The following is a 20,254-nucleotide window of genomic DNA, read 5'->3' on the forward strand; positions in this document are numbered from 1 at the left end:
CATGTCCCTGCACGATCCCGCCAGCGGCGCCGACGATCCGGCCCGCGCGACCCGCCTGCTGGTCGTCCAGCCGTCGCGGTCGAACCCGCCGGGCGCGCTGGCCGACTGGCTGCGCGGCGCCGGTGCGGTGCTCGACGTCGTCGTGGCGTCGGAACAGCCACTGCCCGCCACGCTCGACGACTACCGGGGCGTGGTCTGCCTGGGTGGCGAGATGAGCGTGTTGGACGACCTGCGGCACCCCTGGCTGGCCTCGGTGCGCAAGCTCCTGGCCGAGGCGGTGACGCGGAACCTGCCGACGCTGGCGATCTGCCTCGGTGCCCAGTTGCTGGCGGTGGCCACCGGCGGAGTGGTGCGGCCGATGGAGGACGGGCCCGAGGTCGGGGGCAGGCTGGTCGCCAAGCGCGACTCGGTGGGCACGGATCCGCTGTTCGCCGACCTGCCGTGGACGCCGGACGTGCTGCAGTTCCACGAGGACGAGATCAGCACGCTCCCGCCGGGAGCACAGCTGCTCGCATCCTCGCCGCAGTGCCAGAACCAGGCCTTCCTGGTCGGCAGCTGCGGTTACGGGATGCTTTTCCACATCGAGACCACGACCGAGATGGTGCTGGACTGGGCGGCGGGCGCTCCGGACGTCGCCCAGCGGGCACCACGCGGTGGCTTCACCAGGGAAGGGCTCGACCAGCTCCACGCCGACCTGGCGGAAACGTGGGAGCCCTTCGCGCAACGGTTCGTTCGACTGGCCGAGGAAGGCCCGCGCCCCAACGGAAGTCTGGGCCGCACCCTTCCTTTGGTGTGACTTGTGTCAGTTGTCCAGAGACACGCGCCAGTGACACCCCAGTGGGCGCAAGCGCGCTCACCCCGGCCCGGTAGCGTCTTGTCCGACGATGTCAGCACTGCCGGAGGATCAGTGTGGATGCCTCTCTCCTTGTAATCGTTGTCGTCCTCACGGCGTTAGCCTTCGACTTCACCAACGGCTTCCACGACACCGCCAACGCGATGGCCACCTCCATCGCGACCGGCGCCCTGCGCCCGCGGACCGCGGTCGCGTTGTCGGCCGTGCTGAACCTGGTCGGGGCCTTCCTCTCGGTCGAGGTGGCCAAGACCATCTCCGGCGGGATCGTCGACGAGGCGCTGATCGATCCGGCGATCATCTTCGGCGGGCTGATAGGCGCGATCATGTGGAACCTGGTGACCTGGTACTTCGGGCTGCCGTCGAGTTCCTCGCACGCGCTGTTCGGCGGGCTGATCGGGGCGACCTGGGTGGCCTCGGGCATGGACGCGGTGCACTTCACCAAGGTCGCCGAGAAGGTCCTGGTGCCCGCCGTGGCCGCGCCGCTGGTCGCGGGCATCATCGCCGGGCTGGCCACGTTCCTGACCTACCGGCTGACCAGGAACACCTCCTCCCCGGAGATCGTCGGCAACGGGTTCAAGATCGGTCAGGTCATCTCGGCCTCGCTGGTCTCGCTGGCGCACGGCACCAACGACGCGCAGAAGACGATGGGCATCATCACGCTGACGCTGATCACCTCCGGGTCGCTGCCAGCGGGCTCCGGCCCGCCGGTGTGGGTGATCGTCAGCGCCGGTGTCGCCATCGCGCTGGGCACCTACCTCGGTGGCGGCCGGATCACCCAGACCCTGGGCAAGGGGCTGACCACGATCGAGTCGCCGCAGGGCTTCGCCGCCCAGACCAGCGCGGCCACGGTGATCCTGGCGTCCTCGCACGTCGGGTTCGCGCTGTCGACCACGCACGTGGCCTCGGGCGGGGTGATGGGCTCGGGCCTCGGCCGCAAGGGCGCCAAGATCCGCTGGGGCGTCGCGGGCCGGATGGCGGCCGGCTGGCTGCTCACGCTGCCCGCTGCCGGTGTGGTCGGCGCGCTGGCCGGGGAGATCGCCTCCTTCGGCACCGTCGGTGTGATCATCGTGGCGCTGGCCGGGATCGGTGTCTCCATCGGCCTGTACCTGGCCGCGCGCCGCAAGCCGATCCACCCCGAGCACGTCGTCGACGAGATCGCGGGCGAGACCGGTCCGCACGCCGCTCGCGCGGCCGCATGAGCGGGACAGGGAGCGAAGCGTGAACATCAACTGGGCTGGGCTGGGCGAGGTCTTCGTGGCCAGCCTGGCCGCGGTGCTCGTGCTCGTCGTCCTCTTCGTCGCGGGCATCCGCGGCGTGGTCAGCCGGGGTGAGGCCAAGGCGAAGGGCACCTCCGGAGCCGGGGGCACCACCGCGGCGGCCTTCGCGTTCGCGGGCTGCGTCGCGGTCGTGCTCTACGGCCTGTACGTCATCGTGATGGGCTGACACCGGTCTACGGTTGTGCTTGATGAGCAATCGAGCACACGCGGCGACGTCGCCGGCGCGGTTCGGCCTGACTGAGGAACGAGCCGAGGAGCAGCTCCGAGCGTTCGGCTGGTGGCAGGCGGGCGGGCCCGCTGAGCACGCCGCCGACCTGATCGGGGCGTTGTCGCGGAGCCCTGACCCGGACCTGGCGTTGCGCGGGCTCGACCGGTTGCGGGACGCGCTCGGCGACGACTGGGCCGAGCTGGAGCGGGCGATCACGACCGAGGTCGGCGTGCGGGGCCGGGTGCTCGGCGTGCTCGGGTCCTCGACGGCCCTGACCGACTTCCTCGCGGCCAACCCGAACCTGTGGCGCGAGCTGGACGGGCGGATGCCCACAGAGCTTCCGGGGCAGGACGACCTGATCGCCGACTTGCTGACCGCGGTCGGTGCTGATCCGGAGGTCGGGGAGCCCGGAACGCGGGACGGAACCACGGCCGCGTTGCCGAGCGCTGAGGCGATTCGGGTCCTGAAGTCCCGCTACCGCGCCTGGCTGCTGCGCATCGCCGCGGCGGATCTGGCGCACGTGGTCGAAGCCTCGCTTCCAGTACCCGAGTATGAGGCCGTCACCGCCTGCCTGTCGGACCTCGCGGTGGCGGCGTTGCAGGGCGCTCTCGCGGTCGGTGCGGCTGAGGTCGGGCCGCTGCGATGCGGACTCGCCGTGATCGCGATGGGGAAGTGCGGCGCGCGGGAGCTCAACTACGTCAGCGATGTCGATGTTGTTTTTGTTGCCGAACCTGACTCGGAGTTGGGACAGGCGACGCGGCTGGCCAGTGCGATGATGCGGATCGCGGGTGCCGCGTGCTTCGAGGTCGACGCGGCGCTGCGGCCGGAAGGCAAGGCCGGGGCGCTCGTCAGGACGTTGGAGGGCCACCTCGCGTACTACAAGCGGTGGGCGAGGACCTGGGAGTTCCAGGCGCTGCTGAAGGCGCGGCCGGTCGCCGGTGATCTTGAACTCGGGCAGCGGCACGTGGACGCGGTCCGCCCGATGGTGTGGACGGCCGGCGACCGCGACGACTTCGTCGCCGACGTGCAGGCCATGCGGCGGCGGGTCGAGGAGCACGTCCCGGTCGGGCTCGGCGAGCGCGAGCTGAAGCTCGGCCGCGGCGGGCTGCGGGATGTCGAGTTCGCCGTGCAGCTGCTGCAGATGGTGCACGGTCGCACGGACGAGAACCTGCGCGAGCAGTCCACTGTGGACGCATTGGCCGCGTTGGGGGCCGGCGGGTACGTGGGCCGAGCCGATGTGGCCGAGCTGAGCGAGTCGTACCGGTTCCTGCGCCTGCTGGAGCACCGCTTGCAACTTCAGCGGTTGCGCAGGACGCACCTGTTCCCCGCCGACGACGACCGTGCTTCTTTGCGTTGGCTGGCAAGGGCTTGTGGTATCCGGGCGGATGGCAGGCGCAGCAGCGGCGAGGTGCTGGTCGCGGAGTTCCGCAGGCACGCCAACAGGGTTCGGCGGCTGCACGAGAAGCTGTTCTACCGGCCGCTGCTCGAAGCCGTGGCGCGGGTGCCCACGGAGGAGCTGCGGCTGACTCCGAAGGCGGCCGGTCAGCGGCTCGCGGCGCTCGGTTACACCTCGCCGGAGGGGGCGCTGCGGCACATCCAGGCGCTCACCGAGGGCATGTCGCGGCGCGCGGCGATCCAGGGTGCGCTGCTGCCGGTCTTGCTGGATCTCCTCGCCAGTACGCCAGACCCGGACGGTGGGCTGCTCGCGTACAGGCGCGTGTCGGAGGCATTGGCCGACACACCGTGGTACCTCAGGTTGCTGCGTGACGAGGGCGCGGTCGCGCAGCGCCTGGCGACGCTGCTCGGAACGGCGAAGGTCATCCCGGATCTGCTGGTGCGAGCGCCCGAGGTGCTTCGGTTGCTCGCCGACACCAAGGAACTGGCCGAACGCGATCCGGCGGAGGTCGCGCAGTCCTTGCGCAGTGCGGTCGCCAGGCATGCGGACCCGGCTCAGGCGGTGATCGCGGCCCGGTCGCTGCGGCGGCATGAACTGTTGCGTGTCGCGTGCGCGGATTTGCTTGGCCTGATTGAACTTCCGGCCGTGTGCCACGCGTTGAGCAGTGTGTGGTCCGCGGTGCTGGGCTCAGCGGTCGACGCGGCGGAGCGGGCTGTGTGCGCAGAGCGGGGGGCGCGCGCGGCGAAGCTCGCCGTGATCGGGATGGGCCGGCTCGGCGGCGACGAACTCGGCTACGGGTCGGACGCGGACGTGCTCTTCGTGTGCGAACCGTTGGCGGGCTTCGACGACAGCGCCGCGGTCAAGTACGCGTCGGCCGTCGCCGAGCAGGTGCGCAAGCTGTTGAGCGCGCCGAGCCAGGACCCGGCGCTGCACGTGGACGCCGACCTCCGCCCGGAGGGGCGGAGCGGGCCGCTGGCAAGGACTTTGGAGTCCTACCGCTCCTACTACGCGCAGTGGGGCGAGACCTGGGAGTTCCAGGCGCTGCTGCGCGCGCGGTACGTGGCAGGTGATGCCGAGCTGGGCGAGCGGTTCCGCGAGATGATCGACCCGATCCGCTACCCCGACGGGGGGCTGGACCACGCCGAGGTGGTGAAGATCCGGCGGATCAAGGCCAGGGTCGAGTCGGAGCGGATGCCCAAGGGCGGCGACCCGAAGATGAACGCCAAGCTCGGTCGCGGCGGGCTGGCCGATGTGGAGTGGACGTTGCAGCTGCTCCAGCTCCAGCACGCGCACCGCGTCCCCGAGCTGCGCACGACGTCCACTGTGGACGGTTTGGCGGCGGCGGGAGCGGCAGGGCTGATCGGGCCGGAGGACGTCGAAGTGCTTGACGCCGCGTGGAAACTCGCGACCCGCGCGCGCAACGCCGTGACCCTGGTCCGCGGCAAGCCGACCGACCAGGTGCCCTCGCAGGGGCGGGAGCTGGCCGCGACCGTGCGCGCGCTGGGGTATCCGGCCTCGATGGACCCCGGCGAGTTCGTCGACACCTACCGGCGCACGACGCGGCGGGCCCGGGCCGCCGTGGAGCGGTTGTTCTACGCGTGAAAAAGGGGCCGTTTCCGGCCCCTCTGCTCATTCGTCGTCGGAGGACTCCTCATCCTCCTCCGAGTCGTCCTCGCTCTCGATCGGCGGGGCGTCGTAGACCTCGACCACCCATTCCTCGGCGAGGACCTCGGTGCCGTCGGAGTCGGTCTCCGGCGTGGTGCGGTTGTGCAGCCGCACCCCGAGGCTCAGCCGCTCGGTGGCCTCCAACGCCTCCACGGCGTCGGCAAGGTTGTCGAAGTAGTGGGTGACGATCCTGGTGGGTTCTTCGTAGACCTCGGTCACGGGGCGGACAGTACCTGTTCAGCGTCCTTCCCACCGCGCATGACCCGCCGCCGGACCAGCGGCAGCACCGCGAGCAGGACCGCCATCAGCGCGACCGACGCGCCCGCGGACAGCAGCAGGAACTCGCCGAGGGCGCCCTCGGCGAGGTAGCTGCCCAGGGCCAGCGCGACCAGGGCGCAGACCCCGCGGTCGATGATCGACTCGATGGACAGCAGCGTGGCGCGGTAGGGCGTCGGCGGGATGGCGTCGTTGATCAGCTGGCGCTGGATGGGGAACGACAGGCCCATGGTCAGCGCGAACACGCAGAGCGCGGCCACGGTGGCCACCCCGTTGCCCGGCACGGTCAACGCCAGGGTGCCCGCCATGACGATGGTCAGCACGAACACCGCCCGGGAGTCGGTCAGGTAGCGCCGGATGATCCCCGGGCGCGCCGATCCCAACGCCTCGAACACGCTCATCGCGGACATCACCATGCCGTGCGCGACCAGCGGGACGCTGTCGGCGGTGAGGATCGGCTGGAAGAGGTTCACCTGGCAGATGCGGCCGAGCGTGAAGACCGCGACGCCCTGCGCCATGAACAGCAGCAGCATCGGAGTGCGGCGCAGCAGGCCCAGCGACTCGCGCACGGCGGTGTGCACGGGCGCGGCCGGCTTGCGGACGCTGTCGGGCAGCGGCGGCAGGCGGTACGCCATGACCACCGCGAGCACCGCGCTGACCGCGGTGAGCCAGTACGGCAGCGTCATCTCCAGCTGCATGGCCAGGCCGACCAGCGGCCACCCGACGACCTTGCCGACCAGGCTGTAGGAGCGGGCGCTGCCCTCGGCCTGCTTGTACTGCTCGCGTTCGCCGTTGGCCGTCATGTACTCGTACAGGTAGGCGCTGGAAGCACCGGAGACGAGCGAGCGGGCGAGCGCGATCAGCAGGAAGTGGACCAGGAAGCCCCAGTACGAGGGCACCGACACCGGCATCACGTTGGACACCACCAGCACCGCGCCGCCCGCGAGCATGCATCGGCGGTAGCCGATCCGGTCGGCGATCATCCCGGTCGGGATCTCCAACAGGCAGAACGCCACGTAGTAGATGCTCTGGATGGCCAGGATGTCGGTGACGGAGATGCCCAGCTGCCGCTGGTACTCGAAGAAGACGGGGGTCCACAGCAGCAGTCCGAAGAACAGCTGGAACCCGATCATGAGCCGGATGACCGGTCTGGACTTGAGCACGGCCGGCCTCAGTTCGAGTACGGGCGCAGCTGCACGATGTGCACGCGCTGCGAGTCGGCGACCCATTCGATGTCCATCGGGGTCGCGAACGTGTAGTCGGGGGAGAAGTGCGACTGCAGGAACCGGCCCGCGAGCGCCAGGTGCTGCAACAGGTTCCGGCTCTGCTCGTCCAGGTCCTCGGCCGCGTCGCCGAGCGAGACCGTGCGGCCGCCGCCCTCGACGGTGTTGTAGAGGTACTGCAGCGGCGCCGAGTCACCGGAGACCACGTCGGCCACCGACTGCCGGGACACGTTGAGGTAGACGTTGCGGAAGTCCGCGCGGCTCATGGGGTTGCACGTGACGAGCACGCCGCCCATCGGGGCTTGGACTTCCTCCTGGACGATCACGCCCATGTAGGAGTCGTCCTGGGATATGCCCGCCTGCTGCCGCAACCGGACGCTGCGCGAGGAGAACAGCGACGCCCACACGCGCTTGATGCTGGTGAAGACCTCGTCGGCGGTGGCGACCTGGTTGACCGACTCGTAGATGCCCGCCGCGGAGAACCCGGCGAGGTCCTCGGCGTTGGAGGAGCTGCGGATGACGAAGCGGTGCACGCCACCGAGGTTGGCGAAGATCGCGCGGTCGATCTCCTGCCGCAGGTCCTCGGGCATCCTGGTCGACTTCACCAACCGCTGCAGCTCGATGCACAGCGGGTCGATCTCGCGGGCGCCCAGCTCCAGGGCCATCTTGAGCTTGCCGATCGCCTGCTGGATCCGCGGCGAGGACTCCAGGAACCGGCGCTGCACCGAGAACGGCACGGCGATGCCCCTCGGGATGCTCACGCGCTCGGCCAGCATCCGCCACGCCGCCTGGTCGAGGTCCGCGCTCTCCGCGACACCGAGCTGCTTCGCCGCGTACATCAGCAGGTTCGCCCGCGGCGGGCGCGGGACGCGGTGGAACCCGAGCAGCCGCTCGGAGCCGTAGGCCAGCACGTGGCCCAGCTCGCCGAGGTTGGCCGCCTTCGTGCCGTAGCGGTGCGCGTCCCGCATCCGCAGCTGGTCGAGCGAGACGATCGGGGTCGCGTCGGTTTCCGGCTCCTCCAAGGTGATCCGGGCGCTGCGCCAGGCCGGCTCGGGCATGTCGGCAGGCTTCTCGGCGCGCTTGAGCACGATCTCGGTGGCACTCGCGTCGACGCCGTACTCCACCCACTCGCCGTCGAGGCCGCGCTCGTCGATCAGCTCGATCGCGCCGAGCTGCACGGCGTTGGGGATGCCCCAGCCGGAGGCGAGCACGTTCGTGTGCGACAGCGGCGTCGTCGGCTCGCTGTTGATCACCCCGGCCAGCCGGGGGATGTCGTCGGGCACCCGGTCCATCGCGATGATGTCGAACCACTCCAGCGACTCCGCCGCGGCGCGGTACTCGGCCTGCGTGCGGAAGGCGCGGAGTCGTCCCTGGGTGGTGCCCGCGTTCAGCGGCACGTAGCGGGTGCTCGCGAAAAGCTCGTGCGCCTGGATGCGCGGAACCTCGCCGGCGGGAATGTCGAGCAGGTGGCGCTCCTGGAGGTGCGACGCGGGCTTGAACACCACCGGAAGCGCGGCGTCGACGTTGTCCCGGACGAACCCGTAGAAGTACTTGATCATTTCGGCCGGCATCGTGTCGACCTCGACCGTCTCCAGTGCGAGGAACCGGTCGCCGTCCCGGTCGTGCAGTGACAGCAGGCCGAGACAGAAGCGCCGGTCCGGCTCGTGATAAAAAATCTGATTAAAGGAGTCGATCTTCGCGTACATCTCCTCGGTGGAGATGCCGAGAATGTGGGTCGCGATGTACTCCGCGTGAAAGCGCTGCTCAGCGTTGTTGATGAAGTGGATCGTGCCCTGCTCACGGTCCACGACGAGCTTGACGAAGCGGTAGCCGGAGAGCGTTCCGGAAAGCTGGTCGAAGGCCGCCAAGGTCAGTCGTTCGCCGACCATCGAATGTTTCGTGACGTCCGTCTCAACGGCACCGGTGTACAACTCGCCCTCTTTTCGCATTGTTTTCCCGCGCGACACGTAAAAGGTACGCGGAAGACGAGTCCGAGCAAGCCGCAGGCATGGAGAGACTCGTTACACTGGTCCATCCGATGTGTAGACCAGGAACGTGACGCAACAGATCACGGCGTTATAACCGCTGCTCAGTCGATCCAGAGGATGATGGCGTCGCCCTTTTCGGCCGCTGCCGAAAAGAAGGCGGGCAGCGGCGCGAACCAATGGCCGACCCACTCCAGCGCGTCCTCCTCGTCCCAGGTCAGCGGGTGGACGTCGGCCTCGGTCAGCTCGCTCGGGTCGACGCCGTCGGCCAGCTCGGCGAAGTCGATCGCCGCCAGTGCCTCCGCCGCCGCCTCGACGCGCTCGGCGCTGAGGTAGCGGGGCGGGCCGTAGCCCCAGTCCTCGTCCTCGGCGATCTCGCCCTCGCCGTGCACCACGTCCACGTGGAAGTCGGCGCGGCCGAGGAGGAAGGCGATGGCGTGCCACGCCTGGTGCGTGCTGAGGTAGCGCGCCTGCTCGGGCGGGAGGTCGGCCTCCTCCTGCTCGTCGATGAGGTCCTGGGCGTCGTCGCGGAACCCGCTCGGGTCGTCGATCGCGCGCTCCAGTTCTTCCTGGGAGACCCGGAGGTAGTTGCCGTTCATGCTCACGGCCGAAGGCTAGTCCCAGTGGTTGAAGACGACCTCGCCGACGGTCTCCGCTTTCCAGTCGCGGAGTTCACCGCGTCCGCCTCCGTGAGCGCGCTGAGGTCCACAGTAGACAGTGGCCGGTCCGGCTCCGCGTTGGAAAGGACTCGGAACGGCGGGCGCAGTTTGTGAGGGCGTGGCGACCCGGACCTCGACGACTCGGCCGCCCGTGCGTCGCGCCGCCTCATGACAGTCGGTTCGCAGCGCCTTGAAGTCGGTCCGCGGGGCGGGATCGGAGCCGGTGAGGCCGCTGAGCAGCTTGTGCACTGTGCGAACGATAGAGTTTCTCGTTCACAGCGGCCCTGGGAACTGGGCCGACCGGCCTCAGAGGCAACCCGGAAGTGTGCACAAAAATCTGTGCACACATTCTTGTGCACGCCAGCCTCGCGTCGTGACGTCCCCACCGCAGCCCGAGGAGATGGCCGATCCGGCCATGTTGAAGGCGCTCGCACACCCGCTCCGGCGGGGCATCCTGGCTGAGCTCCGGCGCGGTCCGGCGTCGGCGACGACGCTCGCCGGGGCGCTGGGCAAGAACACCGGCGTGACCAGCTACCACCTTCGGGAGCTGGCGCGGCACGGTTTCGTCGAGGAGGACCCGGCGCTGGGCAGGGGGAAGGAGCGGTGGTGGCGCGCGCGTCCGCGGGACCTGCGCACACCGCCGCTGCGAGAGCTGAGTTCTGAAGCGGTGAAGCAGCTCTTCGAGCTTCGGAACGTGCAGATCACGGAGGACATCGAGGCGTGACACCGCTATCAGGAAGAGCGCTTCGGGGACTCCGAGTGGGCGGACACCGTGGCGGCGACGCGCGGCACGTTGGGGCTGACGCGAGATGAATTCACGCAGTTCTTCGACGAGTACCGGGCGCTTTTGAAGCGCTACTGGCGGCCGCAGGAGGACATGCCACCGGATGCGCGGCGAATCCTCGTGCGCTTCATCGCTTTTCCCGATCCTGACGGGAACTGAGGATCCGTGCCGCCGAGCGGCCACTCGGCGGCACGGACGGACGAAACGCACCACGCGCCCGATGGGCGTGCCTTACCGAGTACGCAACTCCCCGAGAAGGAGAACATCCGTGTTAGCCAGACGCAAACTCGTGACGGTCTCGGTCGCGCTCGGCCTGCTCGCGGCGAGCAGCAGGGCCACGGCCTCTCGGCCACCATCCGCTACACCGAGTTCGGCATTCCGCACATCGTCGCGAACTCCTATCGCGACCTCGGGTTCGGTCAGGGCTACGCGGCCGCGACCGACAACATGTGTTCGCTGGCGCAGACCATGCTCACGACTTCGGCGACGCGTTCGAAGTACCTCGGAGGCGACGCTCCGCTCCAGGGCATCCTCGCGTCCGGGCAGAAGAACCTCGTCAGTGACCTGTACTTCCAGGGGATCAACGATTCCGGCGTCGTCGAACGCCTTGTGGCGCAACGGGGAAAGCTGGGCCCCGCGCAGGAGGTTCGCGACGTCGTCTCAGGTTACGCGGCGGGAGTGAACCGGTTCCTGCGCGAGAACCGGATCACCGACCCGGGGTGCAAGGGCGCGGCGTGGCTGCGGCCGATGACCGAGATCGACATCTACCGGCACATGTACGCGGCGGGCATGGCCTTCGGGCAGGGTGCGGCGGCAGGCGGCATCGTTTCCGCGGCGGCGCCCGGGGTCACCGCGGCCAATGACGGTGACCTGGGCAGCAACGCGATTTCCTTTGGTGGCAAGGCGACCGCGAACGGCAAGGGCATCTCGCTCGCGAATCCCCACCTGCCTTGGCACGCTCCGGACATCCGGTTGTGGCAATCGCACCTGACCATTCCCGGAAGGCTGAACGCCAGTGGTGCGGGTGTTGTCGGGTTGCCCCTGTTGTGGCTGGGCCACACGGAAACCATGGCGTGGAGCGGCACGGCCGCCGACACGACCAGAACCTTCACCCTCTTCGAGCTGACGCTCGTTCCTGGCTCGCCGACGCAGTACTTGGCGGATGGCCGGCCGGAGGAGATGACGCGGCGAGACGTCACGGTCACCGTCGCGAAGCCCGGCGGTGGAACGGAAAACGTGACCCGGACGCAGTGGTCGACGCGCTACGGCCCGATCGTGCAGCAGCTCGGTGACCAGAAGCTTCCGTGGACCGCGGAGACCGCTTTCGCTGACGCCAATGCGCAGAACATGCGGATGGGGAATTCGACCCTGAAGCTGATGCAGGCTCGCACCACCGACGAGGCGATGCGAGGGTTGAAGGAAACCCAGGGGCTGTCGTGGATGAACATCTTCGTCACAGATTTCCGCGGCGCGGCGACCTATCACCAGCTGCACGTCGTGCCGAACGTGACCGATGCGCGAGCCGCTGAGTGCAACACCTCGCTGGGCAAGCGCACGTATCCCGAACGCGGCATCGCCGTGCTGGACGGTTCGCGTTCGACCTGCGGCTGGGGGCAGGACCGCGACGCCGTGCAGCCCGGCACGTCCGGTCCCGCCAGCCTTCCGACGCTGAGCCGTGGTGACTACGTGGAGAACTCCAACGACAGCTACTGGTTGACCAATCCGCGGCAGCCGATCACCGGCTTCTCCCGCATTCTCGGCACCGCGGAGACGCCACGGAATCCTCGCACTCGCATGGGCCTGACCGCCATCGAGGAGCAGCTGGCGAAGGGCAAGTTCACCAGGGAATCGTTGCAGGACTTGATGTTGTCCAACCGCAACATGCTTGCTGAGCTGGCAGTCGACGACCTCGTGCGCCTGTGCCGCACGATGTCCTCGGACGTGAAGGAAGCGTGCGACACACTGTCCACTTGGGACAAGGAGAGCAACGTGGAGAGCGGAGGGGCGCTGCTTTTCGACCGTTTCTGGGCGAAGTCGTGCGCCTCGGTGCCCGGTCCGGCGCTGTGGAAGGTGCCGTTCAATCCCGCCAATCCTGTTGCCACGCCGAACACCTTGAACACTGACCAGCCCGGCGTCGCGAAGGCGTTCACCGATGCCGTCGCCGAGCTGCGTGCCGCGAACATCCCCGTCAATGCCCCGTGGGGCGACTACAACTACGTGGTGCGCAACGGCGAACGCATTCCGATCGGTGGCGGGGCGAGCAACATGGGCGTGTTCAATGCGGTGTCCGGCGCTTGGGACCCGACCAAGGGCTACGCCGAGATGCAACACGGTGCGACGTACCTGCACGCGCTGTCGTTCAACAACAGCTCATGTCCGGACAGTGCGACTCTGGTGGCGTATTCGCAGTCCGCCAACCCCGCTTCGGCGCACTACAACGACCAGACGAAGCTGTGCTCGCGCAAGCAGTGGGTGACTGAACGGTTCTGCGAGGAGGACATCCTGGCTTCGCCGAAGCTGCGCGTTGTCCAGGTGCGCCAACGCTGAGCGGAGCGGACGAAGTTCGTTCAGGTTCGTTGCCCTCCGAATGCTTGGCTCCCAACCATTCCGAGTCACTAGGGTCGGGCGCGCCGAGTGAGAAGGAGTGCATTCCATGCGTCTTCGCGCGCTGATCACCGCGACCGTCGCCGGCCTGTTGATCGTCCCTGGAGCGGCCGCTGCCGCCGCGCGGACTCCCGTCGAGGAGTGCGCCCGCCAGGGCAAGACCAAGGGCTTGTTCGTCCAGACCCGAGCGTGGGACGAGCCGGTCGCCTGCTTCTCCAAGAAGGAGAAGAGAAACTACAACCCGCCGATCAGTGCCTACGCGTGCGGGCCGCTGCGCGACGGCGGCAAGGGCTACGCGATCCTGAAGAACAACAAGAAGGTCGAGTGCAACCGCTGGGTCAACTTCGAGGTCGGCGTGAAGCAACTCGTCATTCAATGACATAGCCGAAAAGGCCGAGGGCCGGGTGACTGGAGTGGTCACCCGGCCCTCGGCCTGTGCATGAGCTAGCGCATCACACGTCGTAGGACTGTCAGCCGTCGGCGGCTACCTGCGGTTCGCGCTGTTGACCTTTGTCTGACCTGCTGGTTTGTTCTCGACGTTCATCATCATTGACCGACGCTGATCCACGTCTGACGGCCTGGGAACGGCCTGATCTTGAGGAGGTCGATCGTAGTGGTTTCCTGGCACCCTCTTCTTGCGCCTCTGCGTTGTAGAAGGGCTAAAGTTTCTCGAACTTCGGCTTGGGGGCAATAATTGGTGTGCGCGTTTCATTGATGTGCAGCCAATTCGGCGCTTCTACTGAAAGTAGTTTGTGCTGCACTTTAATAAGACCTTGCTGCGCTGCCTCGTTGAGGGCATGCTCAATTTCAACTACCGGCACGGTAGGATACTTTTCTAGTTGCTTCTGTATTCGCTGTGCTTTCGCGGTCGGCTTGAGATAGTAGGGTGCCTTATCATGGCGCCCGACAGTAAGGATTGCGCCTGCGACAGCCTCGTACCCGTCGTTGAAAAGCCCCATGAAGCCATCCGGATCCGGAAGCACGGCCAGGTGCAGCGTGCTGAATCGGCGTACGTGTGCGTGGAGGTCGAGGGCTTCGGGAACGATGCCTATGCGAAGGCCCTTGCCGTCCTCGAGCTGGTGCCAGTTGCTCTTGATGGTAGCTGCGGCAAACCGTTGCTTATTCTGGTCGCTCAGGAAGATATCGGTCTTCCATACTTTCTTGATGCGGTCGCGCAAGCGAGGCTCGGCCACGACTCCTTCAGCGGCGATCGGAACCCACGCGCCAAACCTGAATGGGTGGCCTTGCCCGTCCGGTAGTAGAACTGCGTCACCGTTTGCATTATCCACGACGGCATCGGTGAAGCCTAGGTATCGCGATCGCTCGTGGCCGAACATCAAGGATGTTGGGGTGTCCATCGTCTTAAAGGACTGTGGGCTTACGCGGCGGAGAACATCGTGGATGCGTTCAGTTACGCGCCACTCTCCGCCGATGATCGCCTCGTGTACTGCCCATTCAAACCCGTCTCCGCGCATACCTTTGTCGCGGTGCAATCGCGCGACCTTGGCAAGTTGGCGAAGGGTGACCTCGTGCCTGTCGCAGTTGAGATCGACGAGGTCGTCGTGACCGAGCTGATCGAGTAGTGCACGAAGGACTGAGCGACTAACGGCATAGAGGGCTCGGCCGTACTCGTCGACCGGCTCTGCTTGCCCCAAGAATGTGACCTCGGCCATAGGTACAGCATGTCATGGCGCTGCGCTCAAAGCAGCAAAGCCTGAGCGATGGCAAGCCTGTGGGCTGGTCGATGCCGACAAGGCGTCGAGCTGTCCATGGGCGCGGCAGTCGATCGCCGTGCCCAGCTCGACCAACTCAGCCACTCGCGCGATCGTCACGAATTCGGATCGCCGGAAGCTTCTTGGGTTGTGCGCGCCGTCGGCGGTGGTGCCCGCCGCCATGCTCGCCGGGCCGCGCCGCCCGGCAGGCGGCCGTAGCGGAGCGGGAGGCTGCCCTTGCCGGGGATGGATGCGGCTCGGCTGCAAGGCGACGGGCACAGCGCGCCGCCGCTGGCGGCGCGCCCTTGATCCCATAGAGCCAAATTCGGCAGTAGAACTCGTTTGACAGTTTCTTGGATCTAACGGAGCGCTGAACGATGACGTATTAACTGCTGTCATTGTTGATAGCTTGAGTCGATGCTGGGGTGCTATTCGAACAGCTTCCCCTGTTCGGGGTTCTTATCCTTGTATAGCTCAACAATTGTGACGTCGGTTGCATCGTAGAGCCAATAGTAGTTACCGCTGCGCTCTTGACGTCCCGTTACTTTGATTGCATCCATACGTCTGTGAGCTTCAAGTGCGACTTCATAGGCATCTGTAGGTAGCCGCACGCGCAGCTTCTTTGCAGAAGATCCACGCATTATGTTTAATGCCACAACTCCAACGGTTCCCACTCTCCGTGTGAGCACTTCGACAGTGCCAACTACGGTGACAGTGGAGCTTTCACTTGCTGCGCCAAGCCTGATTGCTGCGCGCTCAAGAACCGCGTAATCGGGCGGATTAAAATCGACCTCTGTAACACCGGTACGCGCCGTTTCGGATGAAAGCAGAAAATCGTCATCGAACCTAGTGCTCCACTCTACAGAGACGGAAGCACCATCTGATTGCTTGACAAGCTTTTGTACTGCGACTGCAAGTTCCCGGGAGACACCGTGTTGGACCGTGTCGTCGAACTCTTCAATCCTCTTGGTGCGCTGGTAGATGTCAATTGCTTCTCGTGTAACTTGCAGTGCTCCGGTCATAACTTCAACAACTTCACGACCGGTGTGAGCACCGTCCAATGAGTGGCGTGCGGAATTCTTCTGGCTCTCGCGTTCGAAGAAGTGTTGTTCAGGGGGAGTGTATGCTGTGACAACATAGCTACCGACTTCAGTCTGTCCCATTAGGACAGACTGAAGAAAGTCTCGTGCGATAAACCAGTTCGAATTTCTGAACGATGGACGCCTGTCGCTAGCGGCCTTGGCTGAAGCGACTAACGTGTCATTGGCAGCTTGGATTAATTCTTGACCTAGATCCCACCGTATGGTCCCCGGAGGGGTCTCTGAATCTTTTCGAAACTTTAGCTCGTCGCCGGGAACGCCGCTTATCACTCGCAGGACGCGCTGAGCCGGTTCCGTTCTCAGTGCGGCCAATGATGAAACAGCATCTGTTAGAAGCTCGTCGAAGTCTGGTTTAGTCTCATCCAGAGGAATGAGGATTCGTGTCGAACGATTCTCCCCGTAGGCCCACCTGCTGTACAGACCTTCCTTTCCGCCGACTAGTTGCCAGCCGTACTTGCTTAGCGCAGCACTCAGCACAGCTGGGCTGATTCTGCTATGCAAATTCTCTAAACCGCTGGCATGGGTCACGGCCTGCCTCCCGAGCCGATTCGCTCCATGATAGCGCACAACGCTCGGTCGTCAAATACCTGATTTGTTGGTACTCGAACTGTCGTTCGCTCTCTGCCGGTAATTTTGTGACCCGACAAGTTGACCCAATAGCAGCAATGTCTAAGTTCAAGGTAGTCGCAACCGGCGCGTATCCAGTCTTCAATCTTCGGCGGCAGAAGCATGACGACTAGAATCCTATTTACCGTCGGATTGAGGTAACTCAAATACTCCAAATGCTCATTCTTGAGCGTAAAAGAAAAGAAGTCACTGGCAGGGTTGGCTGGGACTGTAGCGGTGGCCTTCAGTGCAATCTTTAAAGTGACTTCATCATCGCCTGCGGTATGGGCGGAAGATTGGTGGGTTGCTACCCAGTCAAGCTTCTTGTCTGGAACTGGTGTTCCAATGCTGCATTTTGCTGCTGCCGCTACGGCGTGCAGGTAGCCAATCTGGAGGATCTCCATGCAAGCGGTGTCGGCCAAGTCGCCACGGAGTAGCCCGATCCTCTGACCTCCATCTAAGACGCTCACACTCCGAACCCCCTCATATACCTTCGTCCGGCAAACCCCTAATAGTTCACCTGCTTGGCGCAGTGGAGCTTGCTTCGACAAGCTAGTGTTCGGAGTATCGCAGAACCCATGGGGGTGTTACAGGCTTCGCCTGATCAAATTGTTAGATTTTTAGCAGCTTGCCGGGCTTATTAGCAATGCTATGAGGTCTGGGGTCAGGGGCGTACTTCTTCACCTGGTCAGCCTGTGAGTGGCGCAGTCGCGAAGGCTCGCCACGTGTACACGTGTTCATCGCGTCCAAGTGTGATCAGCGAAGCTGCGGAGACTTCGGCGGACGCGGGCTCAGTGTCGAGCTTGGAAAGAGCGTCAGTGATGGCCGTGGCAGGGCCATCCGCGTTGACGTAGGCGGCGCTGACATGGGCGCGGAACGTGCGGTTGGACTCGGGTACGTGATCCGGTCCCCAGACGTCGGCGATGGCTTCTCGGATGGTGGCGCGGATTTGGTGCACTGCCTCGGCCGGAGTCGGCGGCAAGACGATGGCCTCTTCGAACACCACGGGGCGGTGGAACGTGAGCGTCACGGGTTCCATGTTCGCCAGGCGCTTTTGAGCTGCCTCGGCGATGCGCTGAACGTCAGCGTCTGAGACTTCGTCGGTGAAGCCGACACCTTGCATCGTCAGGTGCAGCCATTGCTGCGGAATGAGGTCCAAGCAGGGGAATCCGCGCAAGGCGGCCTGATACTCGGACACCAGACGGTGTAGCTCGGCCTGGCCCTCGAAGGTCAGGTGCCATGTGTAGAAGCGGCGGCCAACACGCCAGCCGGGACGCCACCACCAGTGGTTTCGGAGCTGAGTCGCGTTCTGGTGCTCGGGCTCGCTCATGTGCCAATGGTGCGCCTGCTGGTCAGACCTCGCTAGGGGCCGAAGGCTCGTCCGCGGCTTGCTCGATGTCGTAATCGTCGATCACGACCACGCGGTCGGCGGGCCATACGGACTCGCTGATCTCCAGGACATTGCCGTTCTCGTCGCGCGCGGTGTGTACGACGTGCAGCACGGCGGCGCCGTTCGGGAGCTCCAAGGTTGCGGCCTCGTCGGCCGTGGGCATCCGCGCGATCCACTGATCACGAGCGCGCGTGTAGTGACGTCCGGTCAACTCCTCGACACAGAGGAACAGTGCCTTGGGCACGACCTTGGGTTCTTCAAGGTAGGTACCACCGGCCACCTCGACGGGGAGGTAGCTCGCACCGATCTCTTCGGGTTGGCCGGTCTCCTTGTCGAACAGGTTCCTCCGGCGGATCACGACTTCCGCCCCGGGCTTCAAGCCCATGATCTCGGCGATGTGTGCCGGGGCTTCGCCGCGTCCGGCGAACACGATGTCGTGCCGCAGGTGGTGCGTGAGTAGCTTGCCGTGTCCCCGTGCGCTGCCGTAGCGACCACGGGAGCGTCGCTGCAACCGGCGCTGTTCCTTCACGAAGGTGCCGACGCCGTGCCGAGACTCGATCAGTCCTTCGGCACGCAGCACGGACAACGCCTGGCGCACAGTGGGCAGGGAGATCCGGAACCGCTCGGACAGCGCTGTTTCCGCTGGTAGCCGGTGACCCGGAGGAAGTTCGCCATCCCGGATTTCACGACGGAGCGCGTCAGCCATGCGGTGGTACTTCGGTGCCCGTGAGTCGGCCATCGTCCGCTCCCTCCCTCTCCTGCTGAAGATCGATCCTTCCGCAGTCCCTCCCGTCCGACGCGCCCGGAGGGACCCTTTTTTGAACTCTAGTCCTCATGAGGACTTGACGACAGGTGTGGTCGTGCTTACCTTGGAGCCGGTCAGTAAGTCCTCATGAGGAGTTGAGGACCTTGAGGAAGGGGTGGAGCGGTGGCAAGTGCAGGCAACCCGGCGGTGGCCGGATGACCAGGACGCGCCGGGCGCGGGCGATGGCCACGAACGTCCATGTCCTGATCGAGCGGGGCACGCCCATGGCGCTCGGGGACACGGGTCTGTGGCCAGAAAAGAGCGCAGCCACTTTGGTCTTCGGCGGTGGCTCTGCCCGCGTCTCGCTCCGGGTAATGACGTCCGAGCTTGATCGTCTGGGCGACCTGATCGAGCAGGCCAAGACGCAAACGTCGATGGCGGAGTGAGGAAGTCGCTCATGGGGTTTTCCGCGTCAGGAAAGCCAAACGCAGAACAAGTCTGATTGGTGAGGTTGGTTGACATGGCGATTCCGAAGGGGCACCGGTTCGAGGTGCCGTTTGATGTGGCGTTCCCCAAGGGCTTGGTGCTGGTGGGGGAGTTGGCGCCGGATAACGAGTATCAGGAGAACCCGAACAAGCCCGCGCGTCAGAAGGTGGACGTGGTGACGGGGAAGCGTCAGTGGGTGGGCACGGTGACCGACCCGGACGAGACGAAGGCCAAGCGGGCGTCGTTCCAAGTCACGTTTCTGGCGGACGTGCAGCCGGTGCCGGTGACGGGTGAGGTGTTGCCGGGGATGAGGCCGGTCGAGCTGGACGGCTTGACCGTCGAGCCGCGTGTTTCCGGTAGCGGCGAGTTCAAGTACCAGGGCTGGTTGTTCCGGGCGACCGGGTTCAAGGCTGCCGGTAGTGGGGCGGGCAAGGCGTCGGCGGGCAAGGCCGTTGAGTCGAAGTCGCCGGAGCAGGGCAAGGCGGCGTAGCCGTGCGGGCGGGACGAGATGAGGCGGGTCTCGATCTGACGCTGTCGGCCTTTGGAGACATCAAGGTCCGGCTGGACCCGTCAGACGACGACACGGTGGTCGTCGTGTTCGGCGGTGCGGTGCAGCGGGTGCGGTTGGTGATGAACCGGGCCGACTTCGATCGGTTTTACCGAGTGATGGGCGTGGTGTGGTGCCGCATGGCCCGGTTGGACGGTGTTCGCTGATGGCGGTGCATGTCTCGCTGGTCGCTGATGAGTTCAGCAAGGCCGCGTTGATGCTGTTGTCGGAAGGTCGTCCGCTGCTGTCGGTCACCGATGCCCGGACGGCGGTGACGTTCGGGGTGGGGGATGCGCCCCAGTCGCCGGTGGAACTGGTGATGTTCGCGCGGGAGCTGCGGCAGGTAGCGGCCCAGTTCGCTGACCAGGCGGAGCGCTACGCGCAAGCGAAGGCTCACCAGGGATTGGCGGTGCCGCCACAGGGGTTGATCGTGCCCGAGAGGAGAGGACCGGGCTGATCCACGGCGTGGGATGGGTGGCGGTGAAGCGCCCCGGCACCCATCCCGCCTTCATGAATTCCACCTTGGACAGTCGGTAGAGACTGTCCAAAAAGGACTAACGCGGGCCTTCGGGTGCCGTGGCGATGCCGCATGTCTTGTTGCGGTGCAAGGGAATCAAGAACACGAGAGCGGCTACCTGGCCTGAGAAACCGTGCCGCTCTCGTGTCGTCCACCCCAGTGGGAGCGAACACGATGACTGTACGACGAAGCAAGATCGAACCGCTAGACGGGGTCCCCCA

Annotated in this window: 21 protein-coding genes; 12 read left to right on the forward strand and 9 right to left on the reverse strand. The window is 65.7% G+C overall.

The window, feature by feature from the left end; genetic code table 11:
* The first annotated feature begins 1 nt into the window (after window position 1).
* The 4 genes from BLT28_RS35805 (at window position 2) to BLT28_RS35820 (ending at window position 5,336) form a co-directional block, all read left to right on the forward strand.
* Window positions 2–796 (forward strand): type 1 glutamine amidotransferase, encoded by a 795-nt coding sequence (locus BLT28_RS35805; RefSeq protein ID WP_052407124.1) that lies wholly within the window; start codon window positions 2–4, stop codon window positions 794–796.
* A gap of 113 nt (window positions 797–909) precedes the next feature.
* Window positions 910–2,052: an inorganic phosphate transporter gene (locus BLT28_RS35810; protein ID WP_030428759.1), complete on the forward strand. Its 1,143-nt coding sequence runs from the start codon at window positions 910–912 to the stop codon at window positions 2,050–2,052.
* A gap of 19 nt (window positions 2,053–2,071) precedes the next feature.
* Entirely contained in the window at window positions 2,072–2,296 is a 225-nt protein-coding gene (locus BLT28_RS35815) for a hypothetical protein (RefSeq protein WP_030428758.1), read from the forward strand.
* Window positions 2,297–2,318: 22 nt separating this feature from the next.
* A complete protein-coding gene (locus tag BLT28_RS35820; RefSeq protein ID WP_030428757.1) occupies window positions 2,319–5,336 on the forward strand; it encodes a bifunctional [glutamine synthetase] adenylyltransferase/[glutamine synthetase]-adenylyl-L-tyrosine phosphorylase in 3,018 nt (1,005 codons plus the stop codon).
* Between the two features lie 27 nt (window positions 5,337–5,363).
* On the opposite strand, the gene BLT28_RS35825 is transcribed toward BLT28_RS35820, so the two are convergent.
* The 4 genes from BLT28_RS35825 to BLT28_RS35840 all read right to left on the reverse strand — a co-directional run bounded on the left by BLT28_RS35825 (window position 5,364) and on the right by BLT28_RS35840 (window position 9,482).
* Entirely contained in the window at window positions 5,364–5,618 is a 255-nt protein-coding gene (locus BLT28_RS35825) for a hypothetical protein (protein WP_052407123.1), read from the reverse strand.
* The gene (locus BLT28_RS35830) at window positions 5,615–6,838 is read right to left on the reverse strand and encodes an MFS transporter (RefSeq protein ID WP_231950534.1); all 1,224 of its coding nucleotides are present in this window, start codon (window positions 6,836–6,838) and stop codon (window positions 5,615–5,617) included. The genes BLT28_RS35825 and BLT28_RS35830 overlap by 4 nt, the downstream gene beginning before the upstream one ends.
* A gap of 8 nt (window positions 6,839–6,846) precedes the next feature.
* Entirely contained in the window at window positions 6,847–8,787 is a 1,941-nt protein-coding gene (locus BLT28_RS35835) for a PEP/pyruvate-binding domain-containing protein (protein ID WP_231950535.1), read from the reverse strand.
* A 200-nt stretch (window positions 8,788–8,987) separates the two neighbouring features.
* On the reverse strand, window positions 8,988–9,482 hold the full coding sequence (locus BLT28_RS35840) for a YfbM family protein (RefSeq protein ID WP_030428753.1): 495 nt from the start codon (window positions 9,480–9,482) through the stop codon (window positions 8,988–8,990).
* Window positions 9,483–9,915: 433 nt separating this feature from the next.
* Here BLT28_RS35840 and BLT28_RS42715 point away from each other — a divergent pair, with 433 nt between their 5' ends.
* The 4 genes from BLT28_RS42715 to BLT28_RS35855 all read left to right on the forward strand — a co-directional run bounded on the left by BLT28_RS42715 (window position 9,916) and on the right by BLT28_RS35855 (window position 13,309).
* Window positions 9,916–10,266: an ArsR/SmtB family transcription factor gene (locus tag BLT28_RS42715; RefSeq protein ID WP_322788475.1), complete on the forward strand. Its 351-nt coding sequence runs from the start codon at window positions 9,916–9,918 to the stop codon at window positions 10,264–10,266.
* Window positions 10,267–10,314: 48 nt separating this feature from the next.
* Window positions 10,315–10,485, forward strand: a complete 171-nt coding sequence (locus BLT28_RS42720; protein ID WP_322788474.1) for a hypothetical protein — start codon at window positions 10,315–10,317, stop codon at window positions 10,483–10,485.
* 6 nt (window positions 10,486–10,491) lie between these two features.
* Window positions 10,492–12,873: a penicillin acylase family protein gene (locus BLT28_RS35850; RefSeq protein WP_156050737.1), complete on the forward strand. Its 2,382-nt coding sequence runs from the start codon at window positions 10,492–10,494 to the stop codon at window positions 12,871–12,873.
* A 106-nt stretch (window positions 12,874–12,979) separates the two neighbouring features.
* Complete coding sequence (locus BLT28_RS35855) at window positions 12,980–13,309, forward strand: hypothetical protein (protein WP_030428751.1); 330 nt, start codon at window positions 12,980–12,982, stop codon at window positions 13,307–13,309.
* A 280-nt stretch (window positions 13,310–13,589) separates the two neighbouring features.
* Here BLT28_RS35855 and BLT28_RS40650 read toward each other — a convergent pair whose 3' ends face one another.
* The 5 genes from BLT28_RS40650 to BLT28_RS35880 form a co-directional block, all read right to left on the reverse strand.
* On the reverse strand, window positions 13,590–14,603 hold the full coding sequence (locus tag BLT28_RS40650; RefSeq protein ID WP_156050735.1) for a hypothetical protein: 1,014 nt from the start codon (window positions 14,601–14,603) through the stop codon (window positions 13,590–13,592).
* 467 nt (window positions 14,604–15,070) lie between these two features.
* Window positions 15,071–16,270 carry a hypothetical protein gene (locus BLT28_RS40655; protein ID WP_156050733.1) on the reverse strand — a complete coding sequence of 400 codons (1,200 nt, stop codon included), beginning with the start codon at window positions 16,268–16,270 and terminating at the stop codon, window positions 15,071–15,073.
* Window positions 16,267–16,752 (reverse strand): DUF4365 domain-containing protein, encoded by a 486-nt coding sequence (locus BLT28_RS35870; protein ID WP_081900196.1) that lies wholly within the window; start codon window positions 16,750–16,752, stop codon window positions 16,267–16,269. The genes BLT28_RS40655 and BLT28_RS35870 overlap by 4 nt, the downstream gene beginning before the upstream one ends.
* Window positions 16,753–17,036: 284 nt before the next feature.
* A complete protein-coding gene (locus BLT28_RS35875) occupies window positions 17,037–17,678 on the reverse strand; it encodes a 2'-5' RNA ligase family protein (RefSeq protein ID WP_030428748.1) in 642 nt (213 codons plus the stop codon).
* 22 nt (window positions 17,679–17,700) lie between these two features.
* Complete coding sequence (locus BLT28_RS35880; RefSeq protein WP_081900180.1) at window positions 17,701–18,477, reverse strand: GntR family transcriptional regulator; 777 nt, start codon at window positions 18,475–18,477, stop codon at window positions 17,701–17,703.
* A 221-nt stretch (window positions 18,478–18,698) separates the two neighbouring features.
* Between BLT28_RS35880 and BLT28_RS35885 the strand changes: the two genes are divergently transcribed.
* From BLT28_RS35885 to BLT28_RS35900, 4 genes are all read left to right on the forward strand, one after another.
* Window positions 18,699–18,929: a hypothetical protein gene (locus tag BLT28_RS35885; RefSeq protein WP_030428746.1), complete on the forward strand. Its 231-nt coding sequence runs from the start codon at window positions 18,699–18,701 to the stop codon at window positions 18,927–18,929.
* Window positions 18,930–19,003: 74 nt separating this feature from the next.
* Window positions 19,004–19,459 (forward strand): hypothetical protein, encoded by a 456-nt coding sequence (locus BLT28_RS35890; RefSeq protein WP_030428745.1) that lies wholly within the window; start codon window positions 19,004–19,006, stop codon window positions 19,457–19,459.
* Window positions 19,460–19,461: 2 nt separating this feature from the next.
* Window positions 19,462–19,683: a hypothetical protein gene (locus tag BLT28_RS35895; RefSeq protein WP_030428744.1), complete on the forward strand. Its 222-nt coding sequence runs from the start codon at window positions 19,462–19,464 to the stop codon at window positions 19,681–19,683.
* On the forward strand, window positions 19,683–19,973 hold the full coding sequence (locus tag BLT28_RS35900) for a hypothetical protein (protein WP_030428743.1): 291 nt from the start codon (window positions 19,683–19,685) through the stop codon (window positions 19,971–19,973). Before BLT28_RS35895 ends, BLT28_RS35900 begins: the two co-directional genes overlap by 1 nt.
* Window positions 19,974–20,254: the final 281 nt, after the last annotated feature.

Source organism: Allokutzneria albata, assembly GCF_900103775.1.
Classification (GTDB): Bacteria; Actinomycetota; Actinomycetes; order Mycobacteriales; family Pseudonocardiaceae; genus Allokutzneria; species Allokutzneria albata.

Excerpts from the sequence above, each read along its gene's own strand:
- BLT28_RS35805 (WP_052407124.1), top strand. The coding sequence starts at position 2 with ATGTCCCTGCACGATCCCGCCAGCGGCGCCGACGATCCGGCCCGCGCG.
- BLT28_RS35820 (WP_030428757.1), top strand. The coding sequence starts at position 2,319 with ATGAGCAATCGAGCACACGCGGCGACGTCGCCGGCGCGGTTCGGCCTG.
- BLT28_RS35835 (WP_231950535.1), bottom strand. The coding sequence starts at position 8,787 with ATGGTCGGCGAACGACTGACCTTGGCGGCCTTCGACCAGCTTTCCGGA.
- BLT28_RS35840 (WP_030428753.1), bottom strand. The coding sequence starts at position 9,482 with ATGAACGGCAACTACCTCCGGGTCTCCCAGGAAGAACTGGAGCGCGCG.
- BLT28_RS35855 (WP_030428751.1), top strand. The coding sequence starts at position 12,980 with ATGCGTCTTCGCGCGCTGATCACCGCGACCGTCGCCGGCCTGTTGATC.
- BLT28_RS40650 (WP_156050735.1), bottom strand. The coding sequence starts at position 14,603 with ATGGCCGAGGTCACATTCTTGGGGCAAGCAGAGCCGGTCGACGAGTAC.
- BLT28_RS35870 (WP_081900196.1), bottom strand. The coding sequence starts at position 16,752 with ATGGAGATCCTCCAGATTGGCTACCTGCACGCCGTAGCGGCAGCAGCA.
- BLT28_RS35875 (WP_030428748.1), bottom strand. The coding sequence starts at position 17,678 with ATGAGCGAGCCCGAGCACCAGAACGCGACTCAGCTCCGAAACCACTGG.
- BLT28_RS35880 (WP_081900180.1), bottom strand. The coding sequence starts at position 18,477 with ATGGCCGACTCACGGGCACCGAAGTACCACCGCATGGCTGACGCGCTC.
- BLT28_RS35885 (WP_030428746.1), top strand. The coding sequence starts at position 18,699 with ATGACCAGGACGCGCCGGGCGCGGGCGATGGCCACGAACGTCCATGTC.
- BLT28_RS35890 (WP_030428745.1), top strand. The coding sequence starts at position 19,004 with ATGGCGATTCCGAAGGGGCACCGGTTCGAGGTGCCGTTTGATGTGGCG.
- BLT28_RS35900 (WP_030428743.1), top strand. The coding sequence starts at position 19,683 with ATGGCGGTGCATGTCTCGCTGGTCGCTGATGAGTTCAGCAAGGCCGCG.